The following is a 13,814-nucleotide window of genomic DNA, read 5'->3' on the forward strand; positions in this document are numbered from 1 at the left end:
CCCTTGAGCAAGGCTTGAGGTGGCTGGGCGGACATGTACGGCTTTTTACCGGACCGTGAAGTGACCGCAATGTGAGAACGCGCAGCTCTGCTAAGGGGCTTGAGGTGATCTTGGTGCTGTCGCCCGGTGGGGGCCGGCTGAGGGTGTGCGGGGGCATGCCGGGGGGAGCCCGGTGGCTGTGGGGCCGGGCTCGTCGCGTCGCGGCGGGGGGCTTCACCTCGCGCGTTGGTTACGCAGAGTTACGATGGTGGGGGCGCGGCGACGCGGTGTGGTGGTGGGGGCGGGTGAGGTGTGGCAGCTGAGTGGGCCACGGAACGGGGCGCGGGGTCAAGGGGGTTGATGTGGTGCGGCGTTCAATTTCCTTGGGTGGGACGGTGATTGTGCCCGGAGATGGCGCTGCCCGGCCGTTTTGGGGGGCGGCCGGGCAGGGGTGGTGGGGCGTGGTGCGGGGTCAGACGGCTTCGGGGGCCGGGGCGTCGCGCAGGAGGCAGGTGAGGCGGGCCGTGCAGACCCGCTTGCCCTGTTCGTCGGTGATGGCGATCTCGTACGTGGCGGTGGTGCGGCCGCGGTGTACGGGGGTGGCGACGCCGGTGACGAGGCCGCTTCGTACCCCTCGGTGATGGGTGCAGTTCAGGTCGACGCCGACGGCGAGTTTGGCGGGGCCGCCGTGGAGCATGGTGCCGACGGAGCCGAGGGTCTCGGCGAGGACGGCGGAGGCGCCGCCGTGCAGGAGGCCGTAGGGCTGGGTGTTGCCCTCGACGGGCATGGTGCCGACGACGCGCTCGGCGGAGGCTTCGAGGATCTGGACGCCCATGCGCTCGCCGAGGTGGCCGGCGGAGAACAGGGCGGGCAGGTCGACGCCGAGCGCGGCGTACTCGTCGATGATTGCCTGGGGGAACGTGGGTGCGGTGTGCTCGCCCATGGGGCCGCCTTCCGTCGCTGCGCGGTGGTACGTGTCCGGGTCGTTCTTATCAGACGGCTGAGCGGGCGCTTAGTACCTGGGGTGGGTGCGCTCAGTGCGCGGGCTCGAAACGCACCACGACGGACTTGGAGGCGGGGGTGTTGCTGGTGTCGGCGGTGGAGTCGAGGGGGACGAGCACGTTGGTCTCGGGGTAGTAGGCGGCGGCGCAGCCCCGGGCGGTGGGGTAGTGGACGACGCGGAAGCCGGGGGCGCGGCGCTCGACGCCGTCCTTCCACTCGCTGACGAGGTCGGTGTAGGCGCCGTCGGCGAGTCCGAGTGCGGCGGCGTCGTCGGGGTGGACGAGGACGACGCGGCGGCCGCCCTTGATGCCGCGGTAGCGGTCGTCGAGGCCGTAGACGGTGGTGTTGTACTGGTCGTGGGAGCGCAGGGTCTGGAGCAGGAGGCGGCCCTCGGGGAGTTCGGGGAACTCGACGGGGGCGGCGGTGAAGTTGGCCTTCCCGGTGGCGGTGGGGAAGCGGCGGGAGTCGCGGGGCGGGTGGGGGAGGGTGAAGCCGCCGGGGTGGGCGATGCGCGCGTTGAAGTTCTCGAAGCCGGGTACGACGCGGGAGATGCGGTCGCGGATCGTCGCGTAGTCCTGCTCGAACTCCTCCCAGGGCGTCGCGGACGCGGGGCCGAGGACGGCGCGGGCGAGGCGGGCGACGATGGCGGGTTCGGAGAGCAGGTGGGGGCTCGCGGGGGTGAGGTTGCCGCGCGAGGCGTGGACCTTGCTCATGGAGTCCTCGACGGTGACGAACTGCTTGCCGCTCGCCTGGACGTCCTTGTCGGTGCGGCCGAGGGTGGGCAGGATCAGGGCCCGGGCGCCGGTGACGGCGTGGGAGCGGTTGAGCTTGGTGGAGACGTGGACGGTGAGGCGGGCGCGCCGCATCGCGGCCTCGGTGACGTCGGTGTCGGGGGTGGCTGAGACGAAGTTGCCGCCCATGGCGAAGAAGACCTTGGCGTCGCCGTCGCGCAGGGCCCGGATGGCGCGGACGACGTCGTAGCCGTGGTGGCGTGGTGAGGTGATCCCGAATTCCCTGTCGAGGGCGTCGAGGAAGGCGGGTGCGGGCCGTTCGAAGATGCCCATCGTGCGGTCGCCCTGCACGTTGGAGTGGCCGCGGACGGGGCAGACGCCGGCGCCGGGGCGGCCGATGTTGCCGCGCAGCAGCAGGAAGTTGACGATCTCGCGGATGGTCGGCACGGAGTGCTTGTGCTGGGTGAGGCCCATGGCCCAGCACACGACGGTGCGCTTCGAGGCGAGGATCAGGTCGAGGGCCTGTTCGATGGTGGCGCGGTCGAGTCCGGTCGCGGCGAGCGTGTCGTCCCAGTCGGCTTCGGCGGCGGCGGCGGTGAACTCCTCGTAGCCGTGGGTGTGTTCGGCGACGAATGTCTTGTCGACGGCGCCCTCGGTCTGGAGGATCAGCTTGTTCAGGAGCCGGAAGAGGGCCTGGTCGCCGCCGATGCGGATCTGGAGGAAGAGGTCGTTGAGGGCGGTGCCCTTGAGCATGCCGAGGGGGGTCTGCGGGTTCTTGAAGCGTTCGAGGCCGGCCTCGGGCAGCGGGTTCACCGAGATGATCTTCGCTCCGGCGGCCTTGGCCTGCTCCAGGGCGGAGAGCATCCGGGGGTGGTTGGTGCCGGGGTTCTGTCCGGCGATGATGATCAGATCGGCGTGGTGGAGGTCCTCCAGGGATACGGAGCCCTTGCCGACGCCGATCGTCTCGGTGAGCGCGGAGCCAGAGGACTCGTGGCACATGTTGGAGCAGTCCGGCAGGTTGTTGGTGCCGAATTCGCGGGCGAAGAGCTGGAGCAGGAACGCGGCCTCGTTGCTGGTGCGCCCGGAGGTGTAGAAGAGCGCCTCGTCGGGGGAGCCGAGCGCGCCCAGCTCCTCGGCGATGACCTCGAAGGCGCGCTCCCAGGTCACGGCCTCGTACCGGTCGGCGCCCTCGGGCAGATACACGGGCTGGGTGATGCGTCCCTGCTGGCCGAGCCAGTAGCCGCTGCGGGCGGCGAGGTCGGCGACGGGGTGCGCGGCGAAGAAGTCCGGGGTGACCCGGCGCAGCGTCGCCTCCTCGGCGACGGCCTTGGCGCCGTTCTCGCAGAACTCGGCGGTGTGCCGCTTGTCGCCCTCGGGCCAGGCGCAGCCGGGGCAGTCGAAGCCGTCCTTCTGGTTGACCTTGAGGAGGGTCTGCGCGGTGCGGCGCAGGCCCATCTGCTGCTGGGCGATGCGCAGGCTCTGGGCGACGGCGGGCAGCCCGGCGGCAGCGTGCTTGGCCGGTTCGACCTGCGGGGCGTCCTGGACGGGGTCTCCTGCGGGCGGCTTGCTGGCCATGGTGCTTCCCCTTCGGTCCTGCTGCGGGCGCCTGCGCGGTCCGCCGTGTGTGTTTCCTCGCCTTCGATCCTGGCACGCGGGGCGGGCGGGGCGCCCGGTGAGGCGTCGCGGGCGGTGGCCGGTCCGCATTGTCAGTGGTACGTGGCAGGATCGGGGTGTGGCTGAGACGGCATCGAAGAAGACGGCAGACAACCGACCGCGCCTGCTCCTGATGGACGGGCACTCCCTGGCGTACCGGGCGTTCTTTGCGCTGCCTGCGGAGAATTTCACGACGGGGGCGGGCCAGCCGACGAATGCGGTGTACGGCTTCATGTCCATGCTCGCGAATACGCTGCGTGACGAGGCGCCGACGCATTTCGCGGTGGCGTTCGACGTGTCCCGCAAGACGTGGCGGGCGGCGGAGTTCCCGGAGTACAAGGCGAACCGGTCGAAGACCCCCGACGAGTTCAAGGGGCAGGTCGAGCTGATCGGGGAGCTGCTGGACGCCATGCACGCGGAGCGCTTCGCGGTCGAGGGCTTCGAGGCGGACGACGTCATCGCCACGCTGGCCACGCAGGCGGAGGCGGCCGGCTTCGAGGTGCTGATCGTCACCGGTGACCGGGATTCGTTCCAGCTGATCACGGACAACGTCACCGTGCTCTACCCGACCAAGGGCGTCTCCGAGCTGACCCGGTTCACCCCGGAGAAGGTCGTGGAGAAGTACGGCCTCACCCCCCGGCAGTACCCGGACTTCGCGGCGCTGCGCGGGGACCCGTCGGACAACCTTCCGGGCATCCCCGGGGTCGGTGAGAAGACGGCCGCCAAGTGGATCAACCAGTTCGGTTCGTTCGACGAGCTGGTGGAGCGGGCCGAGGAGGTCAAGGGCAAGGCGGGCCAGAATTTCCGCGACCACCTGGACGCGGTGAAGATGAACCGCGTGCTGACCGAGATGGTCAGGGACGTGGAGCTGCCGAAGACCCCGGCCGACCTGGAGCGCGCTCCCTACGACCGCACGGCGGTCACCGGCGTCCTGGACGTGCTGGAGATCCGCAACCCGAGCCTGCGCGAGCGGCTGCTCGCGGTGGACCCGGGCGCCGCCGAGGACGAGGCGCCGGCGCCCGCCGCGGGCATCGCGCTGGACGGTGCGGTGCTCGGCGCGGGCGAGCTCACCCCGTGGCTCACGGAGCACGGCGGGCAGCCGCTCGGCGTCGCCACGGTGGACACCTGGGCGCTCGGCAGCGGCACGGTCACGGAGATCGCGCTCGCCGCGGCGGACGGGGCGGCGGCCTGGTTCGACCCGGTGCTGCTCGACGAGGGGGACGAGCAGGCGTTCGCGGCCTGGATCGCGGACCCGGCCCGCCCCAAGGTCATGCACAACGCCAAGGGCGCGATGCGGGTCTTCCCGGAGCACGGCTGGCGGATCGAGGGCGTCTCGATGGACACCGCGCTCGCCGCCTACCTCGTCAAGCCCGGCCGGCGCTCCTTCGCGCTGGACGCCCTCGCCGTGGAGTACCTGGGCCGGGAGCTGGCCCCCGCGGCCGCCTCCGACGGGCAGCTGGCCTTCGGCGCGGACGACCAGGCCGAGGCCGACGCCCTGATGGCCCAGGCCCGAGCCGTCCTGGACCTCGGGGACGCGTTCACGGAGCGGCTCAAGGAGGTCGGCGCGGCCGAGCTGCTGCACGACATGGAGCTGCCGACGTCGATCCTGCTGGCCCGCCTGGAGCGGCACGGCATCGCGGCGGACCGGGCCCACCTGGAGGGCATGGAGCAGCAGTTCGCCGGTGCGGTCCAGCAGGCGGTGAAGGAGGCGCACGCGGCGGTGGGCCGGGAGTTCAACCTCGGCTCGCCCAAGCAGCTCCAGGAGGTCCTGTTCGGGGAGCTGGGCCTGCCGAAGACGAAGAAGACCAAGACCGGCTACACGACGGACGCGGACGCGCTGGCCTGGCTGGCCGCCCAGACCGAGCACGAGCTGCCCGTGCTCATGCTGCGCCACCGCGAGCAGGCGAAGCTGCGGGTCACCGTCGAGGGTCTGGTGAAGTCGATCGCGGCGGACGGCCGCATCCACACCACGTTCAACCAGACCGTGGCGGCGACCGGCCGGCTCTCGTCCACCGACCCCAATCTGCAGAACATCCCCGTCCGCACCGACGAGGGCCGGGCCATCCGCCGCGGCTTCGTCGTCGGCGAGGGCTTCGAGACCCTGATGACGGCGGACTACAGCCAGATCGAACTGCGGGTGATGGCCCACCTCTCCGAGGACGCGGGCCTGATCGAGGCGTTCACCTCCGGCGAGGACCTGCACACCACGGTCGCCTCGCAGGTCTTCGGCGTCGAGAAGTCCGCGGTCGACCCGGAGATGCGGCGCAAGATCAAGGCCATGAGCTACGGGCTCGCGTACGGTCTTTCCGCGTTCGGCCTCTCCCAGCAGCTGAACATCGAGGCGGGCGAGGCACGGGGCCTGATGGACACCTACTTCGAGCGGTTCGGCGGTGTCCGCGACTATCTGCGCCGCGTGGTGGAGGAGGCCCGGGCCACCGGCTACACCGAGACGATCTTCGGCCGCCGCCGCTATCTGCCCGACCTGAACAGCGACAACCGCCAGCGCCGCGAGACGGCCGAGCGGATGGCGCTCAACGCCCCGATCCAGGGCACCGCCGCCGACATCGTCAAGGTCGCCATGCTGCACGTCGACCGGGCGCTGAGGGAGGCGGAGCTGAAGTCGCGGATGCTGCTCCAGGTGCACGACGAAATCGTGCTGGAGATCGCCGAGGGCGAGCGGGAGCAGGTCGAGGGGATCCTGCGCCACGAGATGTCCACCGCGGTCCGGCTGCGGGCCCCGCTGGACGTGTCGGTCGGCGTCGGCGGCGACTGGGAGTCAGCGGCGCACTGACCGCGAGGTGCCGGGGCCCGCGGGGGCCCCGGCCTCCACCGGCGGCCGTCCCGCCGCCGGGCCGGGGCGGCTGGTGAGCCGGAGGGCCGCCGCGTACAGCAGGAGTCCGGCCGCGAGACCGGCGCCCGCGCCGAAGCAGGCCGTCGGGATGATGTCCAGCGGTGTGTCGATGTGCCCGAAGTAGGCGTACCAGCGGGCGCACCGGTGGGCGATGCCCAGCAGGACGCACAGCCCGATGCCGGCGAGCGCCCACCGCCGCCTGCGCCGGTCCAGGGCCGGTACGGACGCGGGCACCGGCAGCTCCCCGGCCCGCCGCAGCGCCGACACCGCGAACCAGGCGAGCACCAGCAGGGCGGGCGCCGACGTGCCGTACTGGACGAGGGTGAAGACGGGAAGGCCGCCGACGCTGCCGTCGAGCCCGGGCACCAGCCGTACGCCCCACCGGTCGTGGTGGGTGAAGGCGTCCCAGACGACATGGGTCGCCGAGCCGATGACCGCCGACACCACGAACCACGCCGCGTCCCGGAGGCGAAGTCCCCGTCCCCCTGTGCCCGTTGCGGGACGGGACCCGCGCAGGCATGCGTACGCGCGCCCCCGCAGGCGCTCTGGCAGCAGTGCCACCAGGGGCTCGCGCAGCAGCAGCCACCCGGCGACGGCGAGCGCGGTGATCAGGACATCCACCGTGACGACACCCCACACCGCGTGGGTGACCTCCCCGAACTCCATCGCGCCCGGAATCGCCGTGTCCGCGAAGTACGTCAGGTCGGGGGCGAACGAACCGGCGACCAGGGCCGAGGCGACGAGCGGACCGCGGCCCGTGCCGTCGCGCCGGATTCCCGGGAGCACGGCGGCGGCATGGCTGAGTGTGAAGGGCATGCGGGCAGTATGCGTGTACCGGGAGGACAGAGACGGGTGTCCGATCGGACGTGAACGGCCGTCACGGGCCCGTCCCCCCGTGGACAACATGTGTTCAGGAAGGTGAGAAAGCGGTAAGAACCGGTCCGTCCGCTGTGTGCGGGCGATACGAGTTGCCGTAGGGTCGCCTCAGTCCAGGCGCAGGGGAGCGCCGACAGCGACGACGGGGAGGGCCCACACGTCATGGCAGCGCAATTCGGTCGCCGACTGTACAGAGGGGCGGCCACCACCGCCGTGGCTGCCGCCGCCGTGGCGGCGCTCTCCGCCTCGCAGGCCCCGGGGTCTCCGCTGGTCGCGGCGGACGGCGACCAGCCGGCCGCCGGTGCGACGACGCCCACCGGGGACAGCAGCGTCTCCGGCGACTCGCCGTACTACACGGACCTTCCGCCGCTGAACACACCGGACAAGCCGGGCAGTTCCGCCAATCTTCCGGTGACCGGCACCGCCGAGTCGGGGATACCCGCCTCGGTCCTGGCGGCCTACAAGAAGGCCCAGCAGACGATCGCGGGCACCGACGCGGCCTGCCGGCTGCCGTGGCAGCTGCTCGCCGCGATCGGCAAGGTCGAGTCCGGGCAGGCCCGGGGCGGCAAGGTCGACGCGCAGGGCACCACGCTCACGCCGATCCTCGGCCCCGCCCTCAACGGCCAGGGCTTCGCCCTGATCAAGGACACCGACAACGGCGCCTACGACGGGGACCGGGAGCACGACCGGGCGGTCGGCCCGATGCAGTTCATCCCGTCCACCTGGGAGACCTGGGGCCAGGACGGCAACGGCGACGGCCGCAAGGACCCCAACAACATCTACGACGCCGCGCTCGCCGCCGGACGCTACCTCTGCGCCGGCTCCCGCGATCTGTCGACCGCCACCGACCTGGACCGGGCGGTCCTGAGCTACAACCACTCGGACGAGTACCTGCGTACGGTCCGCTCGTGGTTCGAGTACTACAACCGGGGCACGCACGAGGTCCCCGACGGCTCAGGCGTCCTGCCGTCCGGCCCCACGAGCCGCAACCGGGGCGCCGGCACCGACCACGTGGGCGGCGGCCCGTCCAAGTCGCCGTCACCGAAGCCCTCGACGTCGACCACCCCGAAGCCGGGCGGCTCGACCAAGCCGGAGACCCCGTCCAAGCCGAGCGCCGAGCCCTCGAAGCCGGGCGGTATCGGCAAGCCCTCGTCGCCCACCCCGACCCCTGCTCCCACCCCGTCCCAGACCGTGACCGGGGTGCAGAACGCCGGCACCGGCGCGCTCACCGCCACGGCCGGCGACGCCTTCGCCGAGCGGATCAAGGTGCGGGCGCACAACGGCCTCGGCGGCCCGGTCGCCAAGACGTCCGTGACCTTCACCGTCGCCGGTGGCACCGACGCCGCGTTCGACGGCGGCTTCAAGTCCGTCACCCTCGCCACCGGGACCGACGGCACCGTCTTGGCCCCGGTGCTCCACGCGGGGGAGAAGACCGGCGAGTTCACCGTTCGGGCGGCCGCCACCGGCACCTCGCTGGGGGCCGTCACGTACAAGGCGACCGTCACCGCCCGCCGGGCCGACGCCATCGCCAGGACCGGCACCGAGAAGCTGACCGCCGTCGCCGGCGAGACGTTCGAGGACATCACGGTCGCCGCCACCTACAAGGGCGAGGCCGCCGACCGGGTCGCCGTCACCGCCACCATGATCACCGACGACGCGGTGCCGGCCGAGAACGACAAGGGCCCGTACTGCACCGACGAGGACGGCGATCCCGTCCGCAGCATCGTCCTGACCACGGACGCCGACGGCAAGCTCACGCTCCCGAAGATCTACGCCGACGGCCCGGCCGGCACGTACAAGCTGCGCCTCACCACCGAGGGCGGCGCCACGGTCGTCATCGAGCTGACCGTCCAGGAGCGCACCGCCTCCGCCGCCTCCTGACCCGCCCGGCCCCGAACAGCCCCTTCGCCGCCGCCGCGGCCGAGGGGCTGTCCGACGTGTTCTCATCTCGCGCCCCGGTTGCTACGGTGCCCCAGCCCTGACGACCCATCAGCTACCTGTTTCCGGGAGGCCGAGCATGCGTGCCCTCGTCGCCGCCGCCATCGGGCTGGCCGCCGCCCTCGCCCTCGTCCTCACCGTCAGCGCGGTGGGCGCCCCGCCCGGCGAAACCTCCCCCAAGCCGCTGCTGACCACCGTCCCGGGCCCCGAGAAGTAGCCGTCCGCGCCACGCACCGCCGAAGGAGGACACCCATGCGCCGTCGAGCAGGTCTCGTACTCCTGGCCCTCGCCGTCTTCTTCGCCGCGCTGTCACCGCTGCTGCGCTGGTACGCCTTCCCGAGGCTCGCGAAGATCCCGCCCAGCCAGTACCAGGAGACCGTGCTGGAGGCGAAGCCCGCCACCCTGCTCGACTACAGCACCCTCACCGCCAAGAAGGTCGACAAGATCACCATCGTGCAGACGCTCAAGGGCAACGTCGAGGAGTCCGAGCGGATCGAACGCACCGCAGGACGCGACGTCGTCGTCTGGGACGCGCTCTCCTACGTCCAGGGCCCCGACGGCAAGATGGTCTCCAAGATCCCCGAGCGCTACGTCTTCGACGCCCACAGCCAGGCCCCCGTCCACGCCACCGGCGAGATGGTCGACGGCGACCCCGTCACCCGCGAGGGCATCGAGTTCAAGTGGCCCTTCCTCACCGAGAAGCGCGACTACCAGTACTTCGACGCCCAGACCCGCACCAGCTCGCCCATCCACTACAAGGGCACCCGCACCTTCCACGGCCTGGAGGTCTACTACTTCGAGCAGACCGTCCCCTGGACCAAGGTCCCCATGCCCAAGACCATGCCCATCAAGGGCATCACCCCGCAGCAGATCGCCAAGACCGGCATGACCCGCTGGTACACCACCAAGCGGATGTTCTGGGTCGACCCCGTCACCGGGGCACCGGTCAACGGCGAGGAGATCCACCGCGAGGAGATGCGCAACGCCAAGGCCATGGGCATGCCCCAGGACACCGTCACGGTGTTCGCCGGACACGTGAAGATGCGCGAGGACTACATCGCCTCGATCGTCGACCTGGTCAAGTCCCAGCGGTTGCTGGTCCTGCTGCTGACCTCGTACCTGCCGTGGGGCTTCCTCGCCGTGGCCGCCGTGCTCCTGGCCCTCGCCCTGTGGCTGGAGGCCCGCTCCCGGCGCCCGGCACCCCCTACTCCCGCCTGAGCCGCGCCTTGGTGAACCGGGTCGCCTCCACCGTCGTGGGGTCCTCGGGCCACGGGTGCTTCGGATACCGGCCGCGCAGCTCCGCACGGACCGCCTTGTAGCCCTCCCGCCAGAACGACGCCAGGTCCGCCGTCACCGCGGCGGGCCGGCCGGCGGGGGAGAGCAGGTGCACCAGGACCGGCACGCCGGCCACCCTCGGCGTCTCCTGGAGGCCGAACAGCTCCTGGAGCTTCACCGCCAGCACCGGCTGCTCCCCGCCGTACTCCACCCTGATCCGCGAACCGCTCGGCACCTCGATCCGCTCCGGCGCCAGCTCGTCCAGCCGCACCGCCTCACCGGTCGCCCACGGCAGCAGCCTGCGCAGCGCCTGCCCCGCGTCGATCCCGGCCAGGTCGGAGCGGCGCCGGGCCCGCGACAGCTCCGGCTCCAGCCACTGCCCGGGCCGGCCGAGCAGCGCCTCGTCCGACACGTCCGGCCAGGGCTCGCCCAGCTCCCGGCGGAGGAACGCCAGCCGCTCCCGCAACTGCCCCGCGTCCCGGCTCCAGCGCAGCAGCCCCGGCCCCTCCCGCCGCAGCCCCTCCACCAGGGCCTCGCGGACCAGCGCCGGATCGGGCTGCTTCAGCGGGCGCGCCGACAGCTCGACGGCCCCCAGGCGCTCCACCCGGCGGGCCACCACGTCCCGGCCGTCCCAGCGGACCTCCTCGCCCGCGCACCGCAGATGCCCGGCCGCCAGGCGCGCGGTGTCCTCGTCGATCACGGCCGCGAGGCGCACCCGGGCGGACGCGGCGTGCGCCGGCCGGTCCGCGACCGCGACGGCCAGCCAGGGCGCGCTGCGCAGCCGCGACCCCTCGCCCAGCTCCGCGCCCGTGCCCGACGCCATCAGGAACGCCCCCTCGCCCCGCGCCCGCGCCACCCGCTCCGGGAACGCCAGGGCCGCCACCAGGCCCACCGCCGCATCGTCCGTACCCGGCCCGCCGGACCCGCCGCTCTCGCCCTTCACCGAGGACGACAGCCGCCGCACTTCCTGGCGCCAGCGCCCCGCGTAGCCGTCCTGGCCCCGGCGCGCGGTGCGCAGCGCGGCCGCCAGATCGTCCCCGTACGCGCGGGGCGGCTCCTCGCTCAGCAGCGCCACCACCTCGGCGGCCCTGCGCCCGCCGACCTCGGCCGCCCCGTCCAGCAGCGCCCGGGCCAGCCGGGGGTGCAGCCCGAGGCGGGACATGCGCACGCCCCGCTCGGTGACCCGGCCGTCCGGGCCCACCGCGCCGACCGCGCCCAGCACCTCGCGCGCGGCGGCCATCGCCCCGTCCGGCGGCGCGTCCAGCAGCGCGAGTCCCGAGGCGTCCGGATCGCCCCAGCAGGCCGCCTGGAGGGCGAACGCGGCGAGGTCGGCCACCTTGATCTCCGGGGACGGGAACCGGGCGAGCCGCCCGTCCTCCGCCCGGTCCCAGCAGCGGTAGACCGTCCCCGGCGCCTCGCGCCCGGCCCGGCCCGCGCGCTGGCGGCCCGCCGTCTGCGAGGCCCGTACCGTCGTCAGCGCGCTCAGGCCCCGGGCGTGGTCGGTGCGCGGCTCCCTGGCCAGCCCGGAGTCGACCACCGTCCGCACCCCGGGAACGGTCAGCGACGACTCCGCGACCGAGGTCGCGAGCACGACCCGCCGCCCCCCGGACGACCCGGCCAGCACCGCGTCCTGCACCGCCGCCGGGGCCCGCCCGTGCACCTGGAGCACCTCGGCCTCCACCCCGGACAGCTGACCGGCCACCCGGCCGATCTCGCCCACCCCCGGCAGGAAGCACAGCACGTCGCCCTCCCGCTCGGCCAGGGCCCGCCGCACCACGGAGGCGACATGGCTCAGCAGCGCCGGGTCCACCCTCATCCCGTGCGGCGGCCGCACCGGCTTGACCGGCGGGGCCCACACCACCTCCACCGGATGCGACACGCCCTGCGCCTCCACCACCGGGGCGTCGCCCAGCAGCCGCGCCCAGCCCTCCGCGTCCGTCGTCGCCGACGCGGCCACCAGCCGCAGATCGGGGCGGATCGCCTCGCGCACGTCCAGCAGGAACGCGGCCACCGTGTCCGCGTCGAGATGGCGCTCGTGGCACTCGTCGATGATCACCGCGTCCACGCCCGCCAGCTCCTGGTCGCGTTGCAGCCGCTGGAGCAGGACCCCGGTGGTGACGACCTCCACCACGGTGCCGGGGCCCACCACCCGCTCGCCGCGCACGGTGAAACCGACCCGCTCGCCGGTGCGCTCGCCGAGCAGCCAGGCCATGCGCCGGGCCGCCGCGCGGGCGGCGATCCGGCGCGGTTCGGCGACCACGACCCGGCGCACCGGACCGTCCCCGGTCAGACCGGCCAGGACGAGGGGGACGAGCGTGGTCTTGCCGGTGCCGGGGGGCGCGCACAGCACCGCGACCCCGCGGTCGTCGAGCGCCCGCCGCAGCGCGGGCACGGCGGAGCGGACGGGCAGCCGGTCGAGGGCGTCGGTGCGGATCACGCCCCCAGTCTCGTACGGCCGGCCCCGGCCGCCCGCACCGGCCGGTGGCTCAGTCGCGTACGCAGACGAAGATCGCGGTGCCCGGGATCAGGTTGCCGCGCAGCGGGGACCAGCCGCCCCACTCCTGGGCGTTCCAGGCGGGCCACTCCGGCTCGACCAGGTCGGCCAGCCGGAAGCCGCCCGCCACCACGTCCCGCACCCGGTCGCCCAGCGTGCGGTGGTGCTCGACGTACACCGCGTCGCCCCGCTCGTCCTGCTCGACGTAGGGGGTGCGGTCGAAGTAGGAGGCGGCCACCGACAGGCCCTCGGGGCCCGGCTCGTCCGGGAACGCCCAGCGGATGGGGTGCGTCACGGAGAAGACCCAGCGGCCGCCGGGGCGCAGCACCCGGTGGACCTCCCGGAAGACCTGGACGGGGTCGGCGACGAAGGGCACCGCGCCGTAGGCGGAGCAGGCCAGGTCGAAGGAGCCGTCCCGGAAGGGCAGCCGCCCGGCATCGGCCTCGACCAGCGGGACGTCCTCGCCGATGCGCAGGGCGTGCTGGAGCTGGCGGTGGGACAGGTCGAGGGCGACCGGGCGGGCGCCCTGGGCGGCCAGCCAGCGCGAGCACTGCGCCGCGCCGGCGCCGATCTCCAGGACGTCCAGGCCCTTCAGCGCGGCGGCGGGGCCCAGGAGCCCGGCCTCCGCCTCGTCCAGACCCTCCGGGCCCCAGATGAAGCGGTCGTCGCCGAGGAAGGCGCCGTGGTCGCCCTGGTACTCGTCGGCGTTGCGGTCCCACCAGCCCCGGCTGGCCCGGCTGCTCTCGGCCTCACCGGCGTCGCGGCGTGTCGCCTCGGGTTCGGCGGCGTACATCTCTTGGCTCATCGTGTCCGTCGTTGTAGTTTGCCTTCACCCCGTCGTACGCGGTACGTACCAAGGGGGCCTGTGAGAAGCGCGGGACCCGTGTGTCCGGAGCTCTCCGGGGCCGATCCGGCCCCGGTGAACCCGAGTTGTGCCGGGTATGGGCCGTTGTGCCCGCGGTGTGCGCCTTCGCGCATTGACCCTGCCCTGCTGCCCCCGTATGCTACAAGTTGC

Annotated in this window: 9 protein-coding genes; 4 read left to right on the plus strand and 5 right to left on the minus strand. The window is 73.1% G+C overall.

Annotated features, from left to right (window positions below; all coding sequences use genetic code 11):
- Window positions 1–451 precede the first annotated feature (451 nt).
- Together E6R18_RS03635 and E6R18_RS03640 are read right to left on the minus strand one after the other, a co-directional pair.
- Window positions 452–922: a hotdog fold thioesterase gene (locus E6R18_RS03635; protein WP_136315361.1), complete on the minus strand. Its 471-nt coding sequence runs from the start codon at window positions 920–922 to the stop codon at window positions 452–454.
- A 91-nt stretch (window positions 923–1,013) separates the two neighbouring features.
- Entirely contained in the window at window positions 1,014–3,287 is a 2,274-nt protein-coding gene (locus tag E6R18_RS03640) for an FdhF/YdeP family oxidoreductase (protein WP_136315362.1), read from the minus strand.
- Window positions 3,288–3,444: 157 nt separating this feature from the next.
- Between E6R18_RS03640 and polA the strand changes: the two genes are divergently transcribed.
- The gene (gene polA, locus E6R18_RS03645; RefSeq protein WP_136315363.1) at window positions 3,445–6,156 is read left to right on the plus strand and encodes a DNA polymerase I; all 2,712 of its coding nucleotides are present in this window, start codon (window positions 3,445–3,447) and stop codon (window positions 6,154–6,156) included.
- On the opposite strand, the gene E6R18_RS03650 is transcribed toward polA, so the two are convergent.
- Window positions 6,142–7,032 (minus strand): DUF4184 family protein, encoded by an 891-nt coding sequence (locus E6R18_RS03650; protein WP_136315364.1) that lies wholly within the window; start codon window positions 7,030–7,032, stop codon window positions 6,142–6,144. The genes polA and E6R18_RS03650 overlap by 15 nt on opposite strands.
- Window positions 7,033–7,254: 222 nt before the next feature.
- On the opposite strand from E6R18_RS03650, the gene E6R18_RS03655 reads away from it, so the two are divergent.
- The 3 genes from E6R18_RS03655 to E6R18_RS03665 all read left to right on the plus strand — a co-directional run bounded on the left by E6R18_RS03655 (window position 7,255) and on the right by E6R18_RS03665 (window position 10,248).
- A complete protein-coding gene (locus tag E6R18_RS03655) occupies window positions 7,255–8,973 on the plus strand; it encodes a lytic transglycosylase domain-containing protein (RefSeq protein WP_136315365.1) in 1,719 nt (572 codons plus the stop codon).
- 136 nt (window positions 8,974–9,109) lie between these two features.
- Complete coding sequence (locus E6R18_RS03660; RefSeq protein ID WP_136315366.1) at window positions 9,110–9,247, plus strand: SPW_0924 family protein; 138 nt, start codon at window positions 9,110–9,112, stop codon at window positions 9,245–9,247.
- A 35-nt stretch (window positions 9,248–9,282) separates the two neighbouring features.
- A complete protein-coding gene (locus E6R18_RS03665; protein ID WP_136315367.1) occupies window positions 9,283–10,248 on the plus strand; it encodes a DUF3068 domain-containing protein in 966 nt (321 codons plus the stop codon).
- Here the strand turns inward: E6R18_RS03665 and hrpB are convergent.
- On the minus strand, window positions 10,235–12,742 hold the full coding sequence (gene hrpB / locus E6R18_RS03670) for an ATP-dependent helicase HrpB (RefSeq protein WP_136315368.1): 2,508 nt from the start codon (window positions 12,740–12,742) through the stop codon (window positions 10,235–10,237). The genes E6R18_RS03665 and hrpB overlap by 14 nt on opposite strands.
- A 49-nt stretch (window positions 12,743–12,791) precedes the next feature.
- Window positions 12,792–13,604: a class I SAM-dependent methyltransferase gene (locus E6R18_RS03675; protein ID WP_136315369.1), complete on the minus strand. Its 813-nt coding sequence runs from the start codon at window positions 13,602–13,604 to the stop codon at window positions 12,792–12,794.
- Between the last annotated feature and the right edge of the window lie 210 nt (window positions 13,605–13,814).

The organism is Streptomyces sp. A1277, from assembly GCF_004795015.1.
Lineage (GTDB): Bacteria > Actinomycetota > Actinomycetes > Streptomycetales > Streptomycetaceae > Streptomyces.